The organism is Halomonas korlensis, from assembly GCF_900116705.1.
GTDB classification, from domain to species: domain Bacteria; phylum Pseudomonadota; class Gammaproteobacteria; order Pseudomonadales; family Halomonadaceae; genus Halomonas; species Halomonas korlensis.
The window spans coordinates 80906-95089 of the sequence record NZ_FPBP01000010.1 but is presented as its reverse complement, the minus strand read 5'-3'; the positions used below and the strand labels follow the sequence as shown (position 1 = coordinate 95089).

The window sequence follows — 14184 nt, the reverse complement described above, 5'->3', positions numbered from 1 at the left end:
CGCGACGCAGGATGCGACCCGTGGCCGCACCCTGCTGGCAGGCGAGATAAGGCGCTGCCTAGTCCTGCAACCGCAGGCTGTAGACGTAGGCGGCTACCAGATGAACGCGCTCCTCGCCGATATAGGCGGCCTGGGCCGGCATATGGCCGTTGCGACCATTGCGTAGGGTCTGGCGAACCGAGTCGGCCACGCTCTGCCCCGGGGCCTGATAGAGCCAAGTGTCGTTGGTCAGGTTAGGCGCACCCAATGCCTGATTGCCGGTGCCATCGGGCATATGACAGGCGGCACACACCGAGGCGTACACCGCGGCACCCTGCTCGGCACGCTCGGCCTCGTGCTCGAGATCGGAGAGGGCAAGCACGTGCTGGGTGAGGTTCTCGATGTTGTTCTCTCCCAGCTGCTGCCAGGAGGGCATCAGGCCGTTGCGACCCTGGTGCAACGTAGCTAGAAGCGCTTCGGGTTCGCCCCCGTAGAGCCAGTCCTCATCGGTCAGGTCAGGAAAGCCGTAGCCGCCACGGGCATTGGAGCCATGGCAGACCGCACAGTTGTTGAGGTAGATCCGCTCCGCTACCCGCATGGCTTCCTGATCCTCCGCCAGGTCGGGTACGGGGATTTCTTCATACTGGGCAAAGATCGGTGTGAAGCGCTCCTCGGCTTCGGCGACTTCTTCTTCCCATTGGCCTTCCTGTGTCCAGCCCAGCACCCCGGCGAAATTGCCGAGCCCCGGGTAGAGCACCAGATAGCCCAGCGCGAAGACCACTGTGGCGACATAAAGCTGGAACCACCAGCGCGGCAAGGGGTTGTCGTACTCCTCGATACCGTCGGCAGCATGCCCAGTGGTCTCGACATTGCCCTCGGCGTCTGGAGTCTTGTCGGTGCGACGATTGGCATACAGCAGCCAGAAGGCGAAACCGATGGAGCCCAGCGTGATGACAATGACCCAAGCGCTCCAGAAGCTGGAGAGGGAGTCATTCCAAAGGTAATTCATGTGTTCTTGTCTCCCTGGTTCTCTCGGGCATCGTCATCTCGGGGATCGGTCTCGTGGCGATGAGCGTCACGCGAGGCGTGCTTCGAGGAATCCTCTTCGTCGGCGAAGGGCAGGTTGGCCGCCTCGTCAAAATCGGGCTTGCGGCGCTTCGAATAGGCCCAGAACGTCAGTCCCAGAAAGGCGATGATCAAAAGGCCGGTGATGATGCCGCGGAAAGTGCCGGTATCCATGATTAACGCGTTCCCTCGAGCACAGTGCCTAATTGCTGCAGATAGGCGATCAGGGCGGTGATCTCCTGCTCGCCGCGCACCGCCTGGGTGGCACCGTCGATCTGCTCATCGGTATAGGGCACGCCCAGGGTGCGCAGGGCACGCATCTTGGCCGGGGTGGCCTGGCCATCCAAGGTATTCTCGAATAGCCAAGGGTAGGCCGGCATGATCGATTCTGGTACCACGTCGCGCGGGTTGTACATGTGGGCGCGGTGCCAGTCGTCGCTGTAGCGACCGCCGACGCGCGCCAGATCCGGGCCGGTGCGCTTGGAGCCCCACAGGAAGTTGTGGTCGTAGACCGATTCGCCGGCCACGCTGTAGTGTCCGTAGCGTTCGGTCTCGGCCCGGAAGGGCCGCACCATCTGGGAATGGCAGCCCACGCAGCCTTCGCGGCGATAGATGTCGCGGCCTTCCAGTTCCAGGGCGCTAAGCGGCTCGAGACCCTCGACGGGCTCGGTGGTCTGCTTCTGGAAGAACAGCGGCACAACCTCAGCCATGCCGCCGAAACTGATTACCACCAGGATCAATACTGCCAGCAGGCCGACGTTCTTTTCGACGATCTCATGTTTCATTGCTGTCGGGTTCCCCGGTTGGCTCAGGCGGTTTGCGCAAGCGGTTGGCGAGCTTCGGCGACGTCACTGCGCTTGACGGTCATCGTCACGTTATAGGCCATGATCAGCATGCCGACTACCCAGCACAACCCGCCAATCAGGCGCACGATATAGCCCGGTCCGCTGGCCTCGACGGACTCGACGAAGGTATACATCAGCGTGCCGTCGGCGTTGATGGCACGCCACATCAGGCCCTGCAGGATACCGTTGACCCACATGGCGGCGATATACAGCACGGTGCCGATGGTGGCCAGCCAGAAGTGCACGGCGATCAGGCTGACAGAGTGCATCTCGGTACGCCCGAACAGGCGTGGGATCAGATGATACATGGAACCGATAGTGATCATTGCCACCCAGCCAAGTGCTCCGGCATGCACGTGCCCGATGGTCCAGTCGGTGTAGTGCGAGAGGGCATTGACCGTCTTGACGGCCATCATCGGCCCCTCGAAGGTCGACATGCCGTAGAACGACAGTGCCACGACCAGAAAGCGCAGGGTTGGGTCGGTGCGCAGCTTATGCCAGGCACCCGACAGCGTCATCATGCCGTTGATCATGCCGCCCCAGGAGGGGGCCAGGAGGATGATCGACATGATCATGCCAAGGGATTGTGCCCAATTCGGCAGCGCGGTGTAGTGCAGATGATGCGGGCCGGCCCACATGTAGACCATGATCAGTGCCCAGAAGTGGACAATCGACAGACGATAGGAATAGATCGGCCGTTCGGCTTGTTTGGGCACGAAATAGTACATCATCCCCAGGAAGCCTGCGGTCAGGAAGAACCCCACGGCATTGTGGCCGTACCACCACTGCACCATGGCATCGATTGTGCCGGCGTAGATGGAGGTCGAATACATGGCGGTGACCGGAATGGCGGCGTTATTGACGATGTGCAGTACGCCGATGGTCAGGATGAAGGCAGCGTAGAACCAGTTAGCCACATAGATGTGTGAGGTCTTGCGCTGCTTGATAGTCATCAAGAAGACGATAGCGTAGCTGATCCAGACCACCGCCAGAAGAATATTGATCGGCCACTCCAGCTCGGCGTATTCCTTGGTGGTGGTGTAGCCGAGAGGCAGTGAGATTACCGCCGAGAGAATCACCGCCTGGTAGCCCCAGAAGGTGAAGGCGGACAGCTTGTCTGAGAACAGGCGCGTCTGACAGGTGCGCTGGACAACGTAATAGGACGTAGCGAACAGTGCCGAGCCGCCGAAGGCGAAGATCACGGCATTGGTATGCAGCGGCCGCAGGCGGCCGAAGCTCGTCCATGGCAGGCCCAGGTTGAGTTCCGGCCAGACCAGTTGGGCAGCGAGAAGGACACCGAGTAGCATACCCACGATGCCCCACACCACCGTCATGATCGCGAACTGCCGAACCACCTTGTAATTGTAGGTCGGGTGTTCAAGTGCTGTGCTCATGTCAGGTTCCCATCGAATGCGATCTTGGGGTTGGCCCCGCGGCATTGTGCCCGGTGGCAGCTTCCCGCAGGATGATGCAGGTCAATATCAGGTTGGAAATAGGGATTCTACCGCACCGCGGTCTCGCCTGAACATGTCAACGTGTCGATGCATGAACTCGAGAGGGTGGTCGCGTGACAACATTTTTTTACCAGAACGACCGGCGAATTTCACCTGTAAAGCTACGCGAGGCCTTGCGTTCGGGTGAGGTGGGCGAGTGGTGGGTCGATGGGCTGGGGCCGTTGGCGGTGCGTGGTGAGGCACGCCTGGGACGCCTGTTGATCGCCCATGGCGCGGGGGCTGGACAAGATTCGGTGTTCCTTGAACGCTTGCACCATGCCCTGGCCGAAACCGGCGTCCAGACCCTGGCGATGGAGTTTGCCTACCTGCAGCAGATGCGTCGTGAGGCTCGCCGGCGTCCTCCGCCCAGGATCGACCGACTGGTCGACGAACTGGCACGCTGGTGCGACACCGTGTCACATAATGATTTGCCGCCGCTCTGGGTCGGCGGCAAATCCATGGGCGGGCGAGCGGCCAGTCTGCTGGCCGCTCGTGACGCCGCCGCGGGTCTGGTGCTTTGCGGTTATCCCTTCCATCCACCCGGCAAGCCGGACACGCTGCGCCTGTCACACTGGCCGCTGATCACCTGCCCGACGCTAGTGGTGCAGGGCACCCGCGACCCCTTCGGTAGCCAAGATGAGGTGAGTGGCTATTCGCTGCCAGACAGCGTGGCGCTGCACTGGCTGAAAGACGGCGATCATGACTGGAAGCCGCGGCGCAGTTCGGGACGCACCCAGCTTGACCTGATCCAGGAGGCCGCCGAGGCCATTGCCTCCTTCATGGCCGGGGCGTCATGAGCGCCATGCTCCGGCATGAGGCTTATGCCTGGCTTGTCGGCAAGTCGATGAATGGCCGATGTTTCTCCCATCAGTACCGCTTGGTCTTGGCCAAGAAAAAGCGTTGACATTAGCGGGTACCCCTGTAGAATTCTGCGCCACGTGACCGAGGGTGGTTAGCTCAGCTGGGAGAGCACCAGCCTTACAAGCTGGGGGTCACAGGTTCGAACCCTGTACCACCCACCATTGCCGCTGGTAGTGGTCGATCATGTAGGAATCACGCAGTGGACCGGTAGTTCAGTTGGTTAGAATGCCGGCCTGTCACGCCGGAGGTCGCGGGTTCGAGTCCCGTCCGGTCCGCCATCGTGTTCCAAGCTGTCTCGTCTTATTGTGGACCGGTAGTTCAGTCGGTTAGAATGCCGGCCTGTCACGCCGGAGGTCGCGGGTTCGAGTCCCGTCCGGTCCGCCAGGATGGTCCGCAGATGCAAGATAAGTGACGCTGAGAGATGTAAGTAACGCAGCAAGATGTTCGTGGGTGATTAGCTCAGTTGGTTAGAGCACCAGCCTCACATGCTGGGGGTCACTGGTTCGAGTCCGGTATCACCCACCATGCGGACCGGTAGTTCAGTCGGTTAGAATGCCGGCCTGTCACGCCGGAGGTCGCGGGTTCGAGTCCCGTCCGGTCCGCCATCGCGATTTTGACCCCGAGGTCTCTGGCCTCGGGGTTTTCGTGTGCCTCGTGTTTTTTATGCTTAGCGTCGATTGCGCATAGTTCTTGCCCGCGCGCTCCTGATGCTGTCGTCAGTGCTCGCCGTTGCCAAGCCGGTCTTGTACTTCAACGATGACGGTCTTTTGCGTCTCCCTGTCGACTGTCATACAGTTGTTTGAATGCTGGCGATGACGACTGCGAGGATCTCGGCCGTGAGCGACACGACTCCCCATCTGTTTCGCCCCTTGAGGGTTGGCCCGCTGACGCTGCCCAACCGGGTATTGATGGGGTCCATGCACACCAACCTCGAAGAGGCACCGAACGGTTTTGCGCGCCTGGCGGCGTTTTATACTGAAAGGGCGCGCGAGGGCGTGGGGCTGATCGTGACCGGTGGTTTCGCACCCAACGCCGAAGGCGCCGTGTTTCAGGGGGCGGCGAAACTCACCACGCCCGACGAGGCCGAGCGGCATCGTCCCGTAGTCGAAGCGGTACACGCCGAGGGCGGCCGTATCTGCCTGCAGATCCTGCATGCCGGGCGTTACGCCTATTCCCCCGATCTGGTGGCTCCTTCGCCCATTCAGGCGCCGATCAACCCCTACCTTCCCCGTGAGCTTGCTGCCGATGAGGTGGCTCGGCAGATCGACGACTACGTGCGCTGCGCCACCCTGGCAAAGGTGGCCGGCTACGACGGCGTCGAGGTGATGGGCTCGGAAGGCTACCTGATCAACCAGTTCCTCTGCCGGCGCACCAACCAGCGAACGGACCAATGGGGCGGGTGTCTCGAGAATCGCCTGCGTTTTGCCGTGGAGATCGTAAGGCGCATTCGTCAGGCGGTAGGGAACAACTTCCTGCTCATCTTCCGGCTGTCGATGATCGATCTGGTGGAAGAGGGCAGCACCTGGGACGAGGTCGTGACGCTGGGTCGTGCCATCGAGACGGCCGGCGCCGATATCATCAATACCGGCATCGGCTGGCATGAGGCGCGCGTGCCGACTATCGTCACCAGCGTGCCGCGTGCTGCCTTCACCGAGGTGTCGCGACGCTTGCGGGCGGAGCTGACGATACCGTTGATCACCACCAATCGCATCAATATGCCGGAGGTGGCTGAAAGGGTGCTCGCCGAGGGTCACGCCGATATGGTGTCCATGGCGCGCCCCTTTCTCGCCGACCCGGCCTGGATCCGCAAGGCGGCCACCGGTCGTGATGATGAGATCAACACCTGCATCGCCTGCAACCAGGCCTGCCTGGATCATACCTTTCAGGGGAAACTGACCTCCTGCCTGGTCAATCCCCGCGCCTGCCACGAGACCGAGTTGCTCATCGAGCCAGCAGCAACATCTCGCGCCATCGCCGTGGTCGGTGGAGGTCCTGCGGGGATGTCGGCCGCGCTGGCGGCGGCCCAGCGCGGCCATTGCGTTACGCTATTCGAGCGCGGTGCGGAGCTGGGTGGGCAGTTCAACTACGCACAACGCATTCCCGGCAAGGAAGAGTTCGCCGAGACGCTGCGTTATTACCGGGTCATGCTGGCAAAACACGGCGTGGTAATTAAGCTCGACTGCGAAGCAACGATGGACACGCTGCGCGGCTTCGATGCCGTGGTGCTGGCCAGTGGCGTGCGACCGCGACCCCTGACCATCCCCGGGGGCGAACACTCCTCGGTGATCAGTTATCCCGAGGCCATCACCCACCCCGAGCGAGTGGGCAGGCGAGTCGCGATTATCGGGGCGGGGGGTGTCGGCTTCGATGTCGCTGAACTACTGAGTCACACCGGCCAGCCCAGCCTCGACGCAGTGGCCTGGCGCGCCGAGTGGGGCGTGGATATCACCGTGACCGAGCGAGGCGGTCTCACGGCACCGGTTGCGCCACCCATCGGCCGTCAGGTCATGTTGTTGCAGCGTAAGGCCAGCAAGCCCGGCAAGGGGTTGGGCAAGACCACCGGCTGGGTCCATCGCGCCTCGCTCCGGCAGCACCGAGTCGAGACATTGACCGGCTGCGAGTACGTGAAAATCGACGATGACGGCCTGCATATGCGTGTCAATGGCAAGATGCGTCGACTTGACGTGGACAGCATCGTGATCTGTGCTGGGCAAGAACCGGTGCGCGAACTCTTCATGCCGTTGCAGGCAGCCGGCGTGACGGTGCATCTGATCGGCGGGGCCGAAAAAGCCGCCGAGCTCGATGCCAAGCGTGCCATCGATCAAGGGGTGCGCCTGGCGTCGCAGCTATGATATCGCTCGTCGGAGGCACCTCCACGGCGCCACTATCCTTGCAGCGTTTAATACTGCACGTTTTTTCCATGAACTGCTTCTACGCACCCGGGTTCTCAATGATGAGGGCTCGTGCGTTGATTTGCTCAGCAAACCCTTATCCGCTGATGCTGTCTACGCTGTTGAGACCCCACCGCGATCAATCCCTGTACAACAAGGAAGTCGGGGGAAACGGGTATACAGGAGGAATCGATGAGCATCTTCGATCATGTGCAGAACCGCTTCGCTCGTGTCCAGCAGGAAGAGATGAGCCTGCAGGAGTATCTGGAACTCTGCCGCCAGGAGCCAGTGGCTTACGCCAGTGCGGCCGAGCGGATGTTGGAGGCCATCGGCGAGCCCGAAGTGATCGATACCGCGAAGGACTCGCGGTTGTCACGTATCTTTTCCAACAAGGTGATTCGCCGCTATCCGGCATTCGCCGAATTCTACGGCATGGAGGAGGCGATCGAGCAGATCGTGTCCTATTTCCGCCATGCCGCCCAAGGGCTTGAGGAGCGCAAGCAGATTCTTTATCTGCTCGGTCCGGTAGGCGGTGGCAAGTCGTCGCTCGCCGAGCGCCTCAAGCTTCTCATGGAACATGTGCCGTTCTACGCCATCAAGGGGTCACCGGTCTATGAGTCCCCGCTGGGGCTTTTTTCGCCCGAAGAAGACGGCGAGCTGCTTGAGAAGGAATACGGGATCCCCAGGCGCTGCATGAAGAGCGTAATGTCGCCCTGGGCGGCCAAGCGCCTCAAGGAGTTCGGCGGCGATGTATCGAAGTTTCGGGTGGTGCGCCTTTACCCGTCACGGCTTCATCAGATCGCCATTTCCAAGACCGAGCCCGGGGATGAGAACAATCAGGACATTTCCTCGCTGGTGGGCAAGGTCGACATCCGCCAGCTCGAACTCTACTCCCAGGATGATCCGGATGCCTACAGCTTCTCGGGCGGCCTGTGTCGAGCCAATCAGGGCCTGATGGAGTTCGTCGAGATGTTCAAGGCGCCGATCAAGGTGCTGCATCCGCTCTTGACCGCAACTCAGGAGGGCAACTACAACCCGACGGAAGGCATGGGGGCGATCCCCTTCGACGGTATCGTGCTGGCGCACTCCAATGAGAGCGAATGGCAGACCTTCCGCAACAATCGCAACAACGAGGCCTTCCTCGATCGGGTCTATATCGTCAAGGTGCCCTATTGCCTGAGGGTTTCCGAAGAGATCAACATCTACAAGAAGCTGCTCGAGCATTCGTCGCTGGCCGAGGCGCCCTGCGCCCCGGATACCCTGCGCATGCTGGCGCAGTTCTCGGTACTGTCGCGGCTCAAGGAACCCGAGAATTCGAGCATCTATTCCAAGATGCGCGTCTACGATGGCGAGAATCTCAAGGACACCGACCCCAAGGCCAAGTCGATACAGGAGTACCGCGACGCCGCCGGTGTCGATGAGGGCATGGACGGTCTCTCCACACGTTTTGCCTTCAAGATTCTCTCCAAGGTCTTCAACTTCGATAACCACGAGATCGCCGCCAACCCGGTGCATCTCCTGTATGTGCTTGAACAGCGTCTCGAACAGGAGCAGCTGCCCCGCGAGACCTTCGAGCGTTACCTGCGCTTCATCAAGGAGTTCCTGGCGCCACGTTATGTGGACTTCATCGGCAAGGAGATCCAGACCGCCTATCTGGAGTCCTATTCCGAATATGGCCAGAATATCTTCGACCGCTACGTGACTTATGCGGATTTCTGGATTCAGGATCAGGAATATCGAGATCCCGAAACCGGTGAGTTCCTCAACCGCCAGTCACTCAACGAGGAGTTGGAGAAGATCGAGAAGCCGGCGGGAATTTCCAATCCCAAGGACTTCCGCCACGAGGTGGTCAACTTCGTACTGCGGGCGCGTGCCCAGAACAATGGCATGAATCCCAGCTGGCAGTCCTACGAGAAGCTGCGGGGCGTCATCGAACATAAGATGTTTGCCAATACCGAAGAGCTGCTGCCGGTCATTTCCTTCAATGCCAAGGCCTCGGCAGCGGACCAGCGCAAGCACGAGGACTTCGTGGCGCGAATGGTGGATCGAGGATATACCGAGAAGCAGGTTCGCCTGCTTTCCGAGTGGTACCTGCGCGTACGCAAGTCGCAATGACCAGGCCAGCGGCCGGGAGGTCTGAATGAGTTATTTCATCGATCGACGCGCCAACGCCAAGCACAAGAGCGCCGTTAACCGCCAGCGCTTCCTCGACCGCTACCGAACGCATATCAAGCGGTCGGTCGAGGAGGCGGTCAATCGACGCTCGATCACCGACATGGAGCGTGGCGAAAAGGTCTCGATTCCGGCCCGCGACATCTCCGAGCCGGTCTTCCAGCATGGCTCGGGGGGCAAACGCACTGTTGTCACCCCCGGTAACCGAGAGTTCGTCGAGGGGGATCGGCTGCGCCGCCCCGGGGGTGGCAGTGGTGGTGGGGCAGGCGAGGGGGGCCCCTCCAATCAAGGTGAAGGCGTCGATGAGTTCGCCTTCACGCTGAGCCGCGAGGAGTTTCTCGACTTCGTCTTCGATGGACTGGAGCTGCCCCATCTGGAGCGCAAGGCATTGGTCGACCTCGACGAGGTGAGGCCGGTGCGGGCGGGCATCTCCCGTCAAGGGGTACCGGCGCGCATGAATATCGTGCGCTCGATGCGCGAGGCGCATGCACGCCGTATCGCCATGCGCGCGCCCATTCGTCGTGCGTTGCGCGAGGCGCAGGAGGCTCTGGAGGCCGAAGAGGGCAAGGACCCGGTCCTGCGCAACCCGGCGCGCATCAGCGAACTCAAGGAGGAAATCGCGCGTCTCGAAAAGCGTATGGAGGCGGTACCCTTCATCGACACCTATGACCTGCGCTACAACAACCTGACCAATCAGCCGCAGCCGTCGAGCAAGGCGGTAATGTTCTGCGTGATGGATGTCTCGGGCTCGATGACCCAATCTCACAAGGACATTGCCAAGCGCTTCTTTCTGCTGCTCTACCTCTTTCTGGAGCGCAACTACGAGAAGGTCGAACTGGTGTTCGTGCGCCACCACACCGCGGCCAAGGAGGTGGACGAGGAGGAATTCTTCTACTCGCGCGAGACCGGCGGCACCATCGTGTCCAGTGCCCTGACACTGGTCGACGAGATCATCGCCGACCGCTACCCCCCGGGGCAGTGGAATCTCTACGTTGCTCAGGCCTCGGATGGTGACAACTGGGACGATGATTCTGTTACCTGCCGCGACCTCTTGGTCGAACGCTTGATGTCACGCCTGCAGTATTTCACCTATGTGGAAATCACCCCCCACGCCCATCAAGCCCTGTGGGAGGAATATCAAAACGTGGCCGCTGAGTTTCCTGCGCGTTTCGCCATGCGCCAGATCGTCGAGGCCGGTGATATCTATCCGGTGTTCCGAGAGTTGTTCAAGCGCCGTGTCGCCAGCCCTTGACAACGAGGGCAAGCGACCAAGGAGGCATTGATGACCCGACGCAAGCCAATCGCCACGGGGTCCGACTGGAATTTCGCTATCCTCACCGAGTTCGAGGACGAGATTGCCCGTATCGCCGACGAGTATCGATTGGACACCTATCCCAATCAGATCGAAATCATCACGACAGAACAGATGATGGACGCCTACGCCAGTGTGGGCATGCCGGTCGGCTACTCCCACTGGTCCTTCGGCAAGCAGTTCCTGGCCGTGGAGCAGGCCTACCGCCGAGGGCAGATGGGTCTGGCCTACGAGCTTGTCATCAATTCAGACCCTTGCATCGCCTATCTGATGGAGGAAAATACCCTGATGATGCAGGTGCTGGTGATGGCCCACGCCTGCTATGGCCATAACTCCTTCTTCAAGGGCAACTACCTGTTTCGCACCTGGACCGACGCCTCCTCGATCATCGATTACCTGGTGTTTGCCCGCAAGTACATCGCCGAGTGCGAGGAGCGTCACGGCGTCACGGCGGTCGAGCAACTGCTCGATGCCTGCCATGCGTTACAGAATTACGGGGTCGACCGCTACAAGCGGCCTTCGCCGATCTCGGCTGCCGAGGAGGCGCAGCGCCAAGAGGAGCGCGAGGCGTATCTGCAGGCCCAGGTCAACACCCTGTGGCGCACCATTCCCACGCCTTCGGCATCGGAGGTCCTGGCCGCGGGGCCGGACGAGGAGGACCCGCTGGGCCTTCACGATGGGGGGCGCTATCCCGCCGAGCCTCAGGAAAACCTGCTCTATTTCATCGAGAAGAACGCCCCGTTGCTGGCGTCCTGGCAGCGCGAGATCGTGCGCATCGTGCGCAAGCTCGCACAGTATTTCTATCCGCAGCGCCAGACCCAGGTGATGAACGAGGGCTGGGCGACCTTCTGGCATTACACCATCATGAATCGGCTTTTCGATGAGGGCCTGGTCGATGAAGGATTGATCCTCGAGTTTCTGCAGTCGCATACCGCGGTGGTCAACCAGCCCGCCTTCGATAGCCCCTACTTCAGCGGTATCAACCCCTATGCGCTGGGATTCGCGATCTTCACCGACCTCAAGCGGATGTGCCAGTCACCCACCGACGAGGATCGGGAATGGTTCCCCGACATCGCCGGCAGCGACTGGCGGGAAACGCTGGAGTTCGCCATGCGCAACTTCAAGGACGAGTCGTTCATCCAGCAGTTTCTGTCACCCCGCGTCATTCGCGACCTCAAGCTGTTCATGGTGGTCGACGACGATCAGGAGGAGATGCTCGAGGTCGCGGCGATCCACGACGAGCGGGGCTACCGTCGCGTTCGCGAGGCGCTGGCTACGCAGTATGCGTTGTCGGTGCGCGAGCCCAATATCCAGGTCTATTCGGCGGATATCCGCGGCGATCGGTCGCTGACGCTGCGCCATGTCCAGGATAGCCGCCGACCGTTGGCGCGCAGCGTGTACCCGGTGATTCGCCACCTGCATCAATTATGGGGATTCCCGGTCAGGCTGGAGTCGATGGAGAGTGACGAGGTGGTAAGGCGCTATCAGTGGCCCCTTCCCGACGAGATCCGTCAGGAGTAAGCGTGCTCTTGCTCTGGGCGGACGCGTCAGCCGTGGCCAGTCGTCTTGCGAGGCATGTGTGCGCCGTACCAAGGCCGAAAAGCTAGTGCCGGAAACCTAGGACCTGAAACCACGACACCCGCGCCATCGGCGCGGGTGTCGGTCTTGCGTCCTGTCAGTCGCGAGTATTCAGTTGGCGGCCGACCAGGACTGGCACCAGCCCTTGGGCTCGACGCTGTGTTGCGGGAACAGCTGACAGCCTTCGGTTTCCGGTATCCAGAACATGCAGTTATCGCATACCTCGCCTTCCTCGTAGGCGGGATGATCGCTGGCTTCCTCGGCGTCTTCGACATAGTTGAGCGCCTGAGCCTGATCCGACTGAGGGTCAAGGCGAGGCAGTTCCTGGGCGAAGGCGGTCTTGGACATAATGCCCACGCCTAGCGGCAGGGCGGCAAGGCCCAACAGGCTATTGCGCATGAAATCACGACGGCTATTGTCAGCCATGGTATCTCCTCATCACGGTTTGGCGTCTTGGCACGGTCGGGCATGATATCCTGCCCGTCTGCTCTGCTGCCGGGTATCGTCTCTGCGGACGACTGCCGGTGTACGTCCACGCCTGAAGCGATCGGGACTGATCAATGCTTTCACGCAGACTCTTTCCATCTTAGTCGAGTAATCAGTGCCTCGCGATCGATCCTGCCCCGATGTGGCAATCGGTCGCGATAGCCGCTTGGGGTCTCGTTCGTCATGGATGCCGGGCAGGGCCAGGCATTGCTATACTCGCGGCAGTCCCGGTGACGCCCATAGCGGCCGCGACCTGATGCCTGAACAGGAGAAATGCCCGATGCAGAATGCCGTGATACTGATCAATACCGACAAGGGACAGGTCAAGGCGGTCGCCGAGCGCCTCGCCGACGTCGAGGGAATCAGCGAGGTGTACTCCACCTGCGGGCGCTATGACCTGGTGGCCATCGCCCGCACCCGCGACTTCGAGAGCCTGGCGGACCTGGTTACCGAGCGGCTCAATGCAGTGGAGGGTATTCGGGATACCGAGACCCTCAATGCCATGCAGGTGCATTCCCGACACGATCTGGAAACCATGTTTTCGCTGGGGTGGTGACGTGGCGATACGATGCCTTCTGCAAGAACCTACCGACGCATGACCTCTCGCTGGCGCCGCAAGGCGCGACGTTTCGGCATTACCCTGCTGTTTGTCATGGTGGGCTCCGGGCTCTGGTACGCCCAGGAGCGCGACTACCGTGACCAGCTCAGTTGGATGGGTGTGCCGGAATGGCAACAGCTGACCCCTACCAGCTTTCATCGCGTGCTGCGCAATGACGGCTACCTGCTGGGCTGGTCCGACGTACGCGTCAATGCGCTATGGGTCAGCTACCTGCTTCAGGCCGTCGAGGACCCGCGTGCCGGGCCGCGGCCCAGCTTTCGCCGCGACTGGCGAACGCTGTGGCCCGTGGGTACCGACAGCTACTTCGGCAGCGGCTACGACCGTGGCCACCTCGCGCCGAATTACGCGATCGCCGCCGTCCATGGCCCCGAGGCTCAGGAGCAGACCTTCCTCATGAGCAACATGGCGCCCCAGCGACCCGATCTGAATCGGCGCCTCTGGCAGCGCCTGGAAGAGGTGGTGATGGACCACTTCGTGCCGCGTTTCGGCGTCATCCAGGTGATCACGGGGCCGGTGTTTCCCGAACGCTTCCTGGACAACGTCACCCACCGGGTCGGTCTGGTTGAGGTGCCGCAAGCCTTCTACAAGATCCTGGTAGTGCCGGGTGAGTCGCCACGAGCCCTGGCGTTTCTCATGCCACAGGAGGTCAGTGGCGACGAGCCGCTGGACGATTTCCTGGTCAGCATCGATGCCATCGAGGCGCGTACCGGTCTGGATTTCTTCCCTAGCCTGAGCGTCGAGGCAGCAGGGGAGCTGGAGGCGGAGGTGAACACGGCGGGTTGGCAACTCGATGACGTGGCTGGCCTGCCGGCGCGCTTCTGAGCCGCAGGGTCCAGTTGCAGTCACCACAACGTGCAGACATAGCAAATGCCAGGCACAAAAA

General features: G+C 61.2%; 12 protein-coding genes and 5 tRNA genes. 12 read left to right on the top strand and 5 right to left on the bottom strand.

The features are described from left to right. Window positions 1–58: 58 nt before the first annotated feature. Genes ccoP through ccoN form a run of 4 tightly spaced genes read right to left on the bottom strand, consistent with a single transcriptional unit; the run spans window position 59 to window position 3283 of the window. A complete protein-coding gene (gene ccoP / locus BM341_RS13790) occupies window positions 59–988 on the bottom strand; it encodes a cytochrome-c oxidase, cbb3-type subunit III (RefSeq protein ID WP_089796646.1) in 930 nt (309 codons plus the stop codon). After that, window positions 985–1218, bottom strand: coding sequence for a cbb3-type cytochrome oxidase subunit 3 (locus tag BM341_RS13785; RefSeq protein ID WP_089796645.1), 234 nt, complete (start codon window positions 1216–1218; stop codon window positions 985–987). The genes ccoP and BM341_RS13785 overlap by 4 nt, the downstream gene beginning before the upstream one ends. 2 nt (window positions 1219–1220) lie before the next feature. Beyond that, window positions 1221–1829 carry a cytochrome-c oxidase, cbb3-type subunit II gene (gene ccoO, locus BM341_RS13780; protein WP_089796644.1) on the bottom strand — a complete coding sequence of 203 codons (609 nt, stop codon included), beginning with the start codon at window positions 1827–1829 and terminating at the stop codon, window positions 1221–1223. Window positions 1830–1852: 23 nt separating this feature from the next. Next, window positions 1853–3283 (bottom strand): cytochrome-c oxidase, cbb3-type subunit I, encoded by a 1431-nt coding sequence (gene ccoN, locus BM341_RS13775; protein ID WP_089796643.1) that lies wholly within the window; start codon window positions 3281–3283, stop codon window positions 1853–1855. Window positions 3284–3456: 173 nt separating this feature from the next. Between ccoN and BM341_RS13770 the strand changes: the two genes are divergently transcribed. The 10 genes from BM341_RS13770 (at window position 3457) to BM341_RS13725 (ending at window position 12139) form a co-directional block, all read left to right on the top strand. Then, window positions 3457–4179 (top strand): alpha/beta family hydrolase, encoded by a 723-nt coding sequence (locus BM341_RS13770; RefSeq protein ID WP_342713899.1) that lies wholly within the window; start codon window positions 3457–3459, stop codon window positions 4177–4179. A gap of 149 nt (window positions 4180–4328) precedes the next feature. Beyond that, a tRNA-Val gene (locus BM341_RS13765) sits at window positions 4329–4404 on the top strand. Between the two features lie 40 nt (window positions 4405–4444). Next, window positions 4445–4521: transfer RNA gene (locus BM341_RS13760), tRNA-Asp, on the top strand. A 29-nt stretch (window positions 4522–4550) separates the two neighbouring features. Beyond that, window positions 4551–4627: transfer RNA gene (locus BM341_RS13755), tRNA-Asp, on the top strand. A 64-nt stretch (window positions 4628–4691) separates the two neighbouring features. Then, a tRNA-Val gene (locus BM341_RS13750) sits at window positions 4692–4768 on the top strand. Window positions 4769–4771: 3 nt separating this feature from the next. Beyond that, window positions 4772–4848 (top strand) — tRNA-Asp (locus BM341_RS13745). A 231-nt stretch (window positions 4849–5079) separates the two neighbouring features. After that, a complete protein-coding gene (locus tag BM341_RS13740) occupies window positions 5080–7095 on the top strand; it encodes an NADPH-dependent 2,4-dienoyl-CoA reductase (protein ID WP_245784275.1) in 2016 nt (671 codons plus the stop codon). 231 nt (window positions 7096–7326) lie between these two features. Then, window positions 7327–9249, top strand: coding sequence for a PrkA family serine protein kinase (locus BM341_RS13735; protein WP_089796642.1), 1923 nt, complete (start codon window positions 7327–7329; stop codon window positions 9247–9249). A gap of 25 nt (window positions 9250–9274) precedes the next feature. Next, window positions 9275–10558, top strand: a complete 1284-nt coding sequence (locus BM341_RS13730) for a YeaH/YhbH family protein (protein WP_089796641.1) — start codon at window positions 9275–9277, stop codon at window positions 10556–10558. Between the two features lie 30 nt (window positions 10559–10588). Further along, the gene (locus tag BM341_RS13725) at window positions 10589–12139 is read left to right on the top strand and encodes a SpoVR family protein (RefSeq protein WP_089796640.1); all 1551 of its coding nucleotides are present in this window, start codon (window positions 10589–10591) and stop codon (window positions 12137–12139) included. A gap of 168 nt (window positions 12140–12307) precedes the next feature. Here BM341_RS13725 and BM341_RS13720 read toward each other — a convergent pair whose 3' ends face one another. Next, on the bottom strand, window positions 12308–12622 hold the full coding sequence (locus BM341_RS13720) for a high-potential iron-sulfur protein (RefSeq protein ID WP_089796639.1): 315 nt from the start codon (window positions 12620–12622) through the stop codon (window positions 12308–12310). A 340-nt stretch (window positions 12623–12962) separates the two neighbouring features. Here BM341_RS13720 and BM341_RS13715 point away from each other — a divergent pair, with 340 nt between their 5' ends. After that, window positions 12963–13238 (top strand): Lrp/AsnC family transcriptional regulator, encoded by a 276-nt coding sequence (locus BM341_RS13715; RefSeq protein WP_089796638.1) that lies wholly within the window; start codon window positions 12963–12965, stop codon window positions 13236–13238. 39 nt (window positions 13239–13277) lie between these two features. After that, window positions 13278–14123 carry a DNA/RNA non-specific endonuclease gene (locus BM341_RS13710; RefSeq protein ID WP_089796637.1) on the top strand — a complete coding sequence of 282 codons (846 nt, stop codon included), beginning with the start codon at window positions 13278–13280 and terminating at the stop codon, window positions 14121–14123. Window positions 14124–14184 lie beyond the last annotated feature (61 nt).

What these genes read in the sequence shown, in the direction of transcription:
- BM341_RS13730 (WP_089796641.1), top strand. Translation starts at nt 9,275, where the DNA reads ATGAGTTATTTCATCGATCGACGCGCCAACGCCAAGCACAAGAGCGCC.
- ccoN (WP_089796643.1), bottom strand. Translation starts at nt 3,283, where the DNA reads ATGAGCACAGCACTTGAACACCCGACCTACAATTACAAGGTGGTTCGG.
- BM341_RS13725 (WP_089796640.1), top strand. Translation starts at nt 10,589, where the DNA reads ATGACCCGACGCAAGCCAATCGCCACGGGGTCCGACTGGAATTTCGCT.
- BM341_RS13720 (WP_089796639.1), bottom strand. Translation starts at nt 12,622, where the DNA reads ATGGCTGACAATAGCCGTCGTGATTTCATGCGCAATAGCCTGTTGGGC.
- ccoP (WP_089796646.1), bottom strand. Translation starts at nt 988, where the DNA reads ATGAATTACCTTTGGAATGACTCCCTCTCCAGCTTCTGGAGCGCTTGG.
- BM341_RS13735 (WP_089796642.1), top strand. Translation starts at nt 7,327, where the DNA reads ATGAGCATCTTCGATCATGTGCAGAACCGCTTCGCTCGTGTCCAGCAG.
- BM341_RS13710 (WP_089796637.1), top strand. Translation starts at nt 13,278, where the DNA reads ATGACCTCTCGCTGGCGCCGCAAGGCGCGACGTTTCGGCATTACCCTG.
- BM341_RS13715 (WP_089796638.1), top strand. Translation starts at nt 12,963, where the DNA reads ATGCAGAATGCCGTGATACTGATCAATACCGACAAGGGACAGGTCAAG.
- BM341_RS13785 (WP_089796645.1), bottom strand. Translation starts at nt 1,218, where the DNA reads ATGGATACCGGCACTTTCCGCGGCATCATCACCGGCCTTTTGATCATC.
- ccoO (WP_089796644.1), bottom strand. Translation starts at nt 1,829, where the DNA reads ATGAAACATGAGATCGTCGAAAAGAACGTCGGCCTGCTGGCAGTATTG.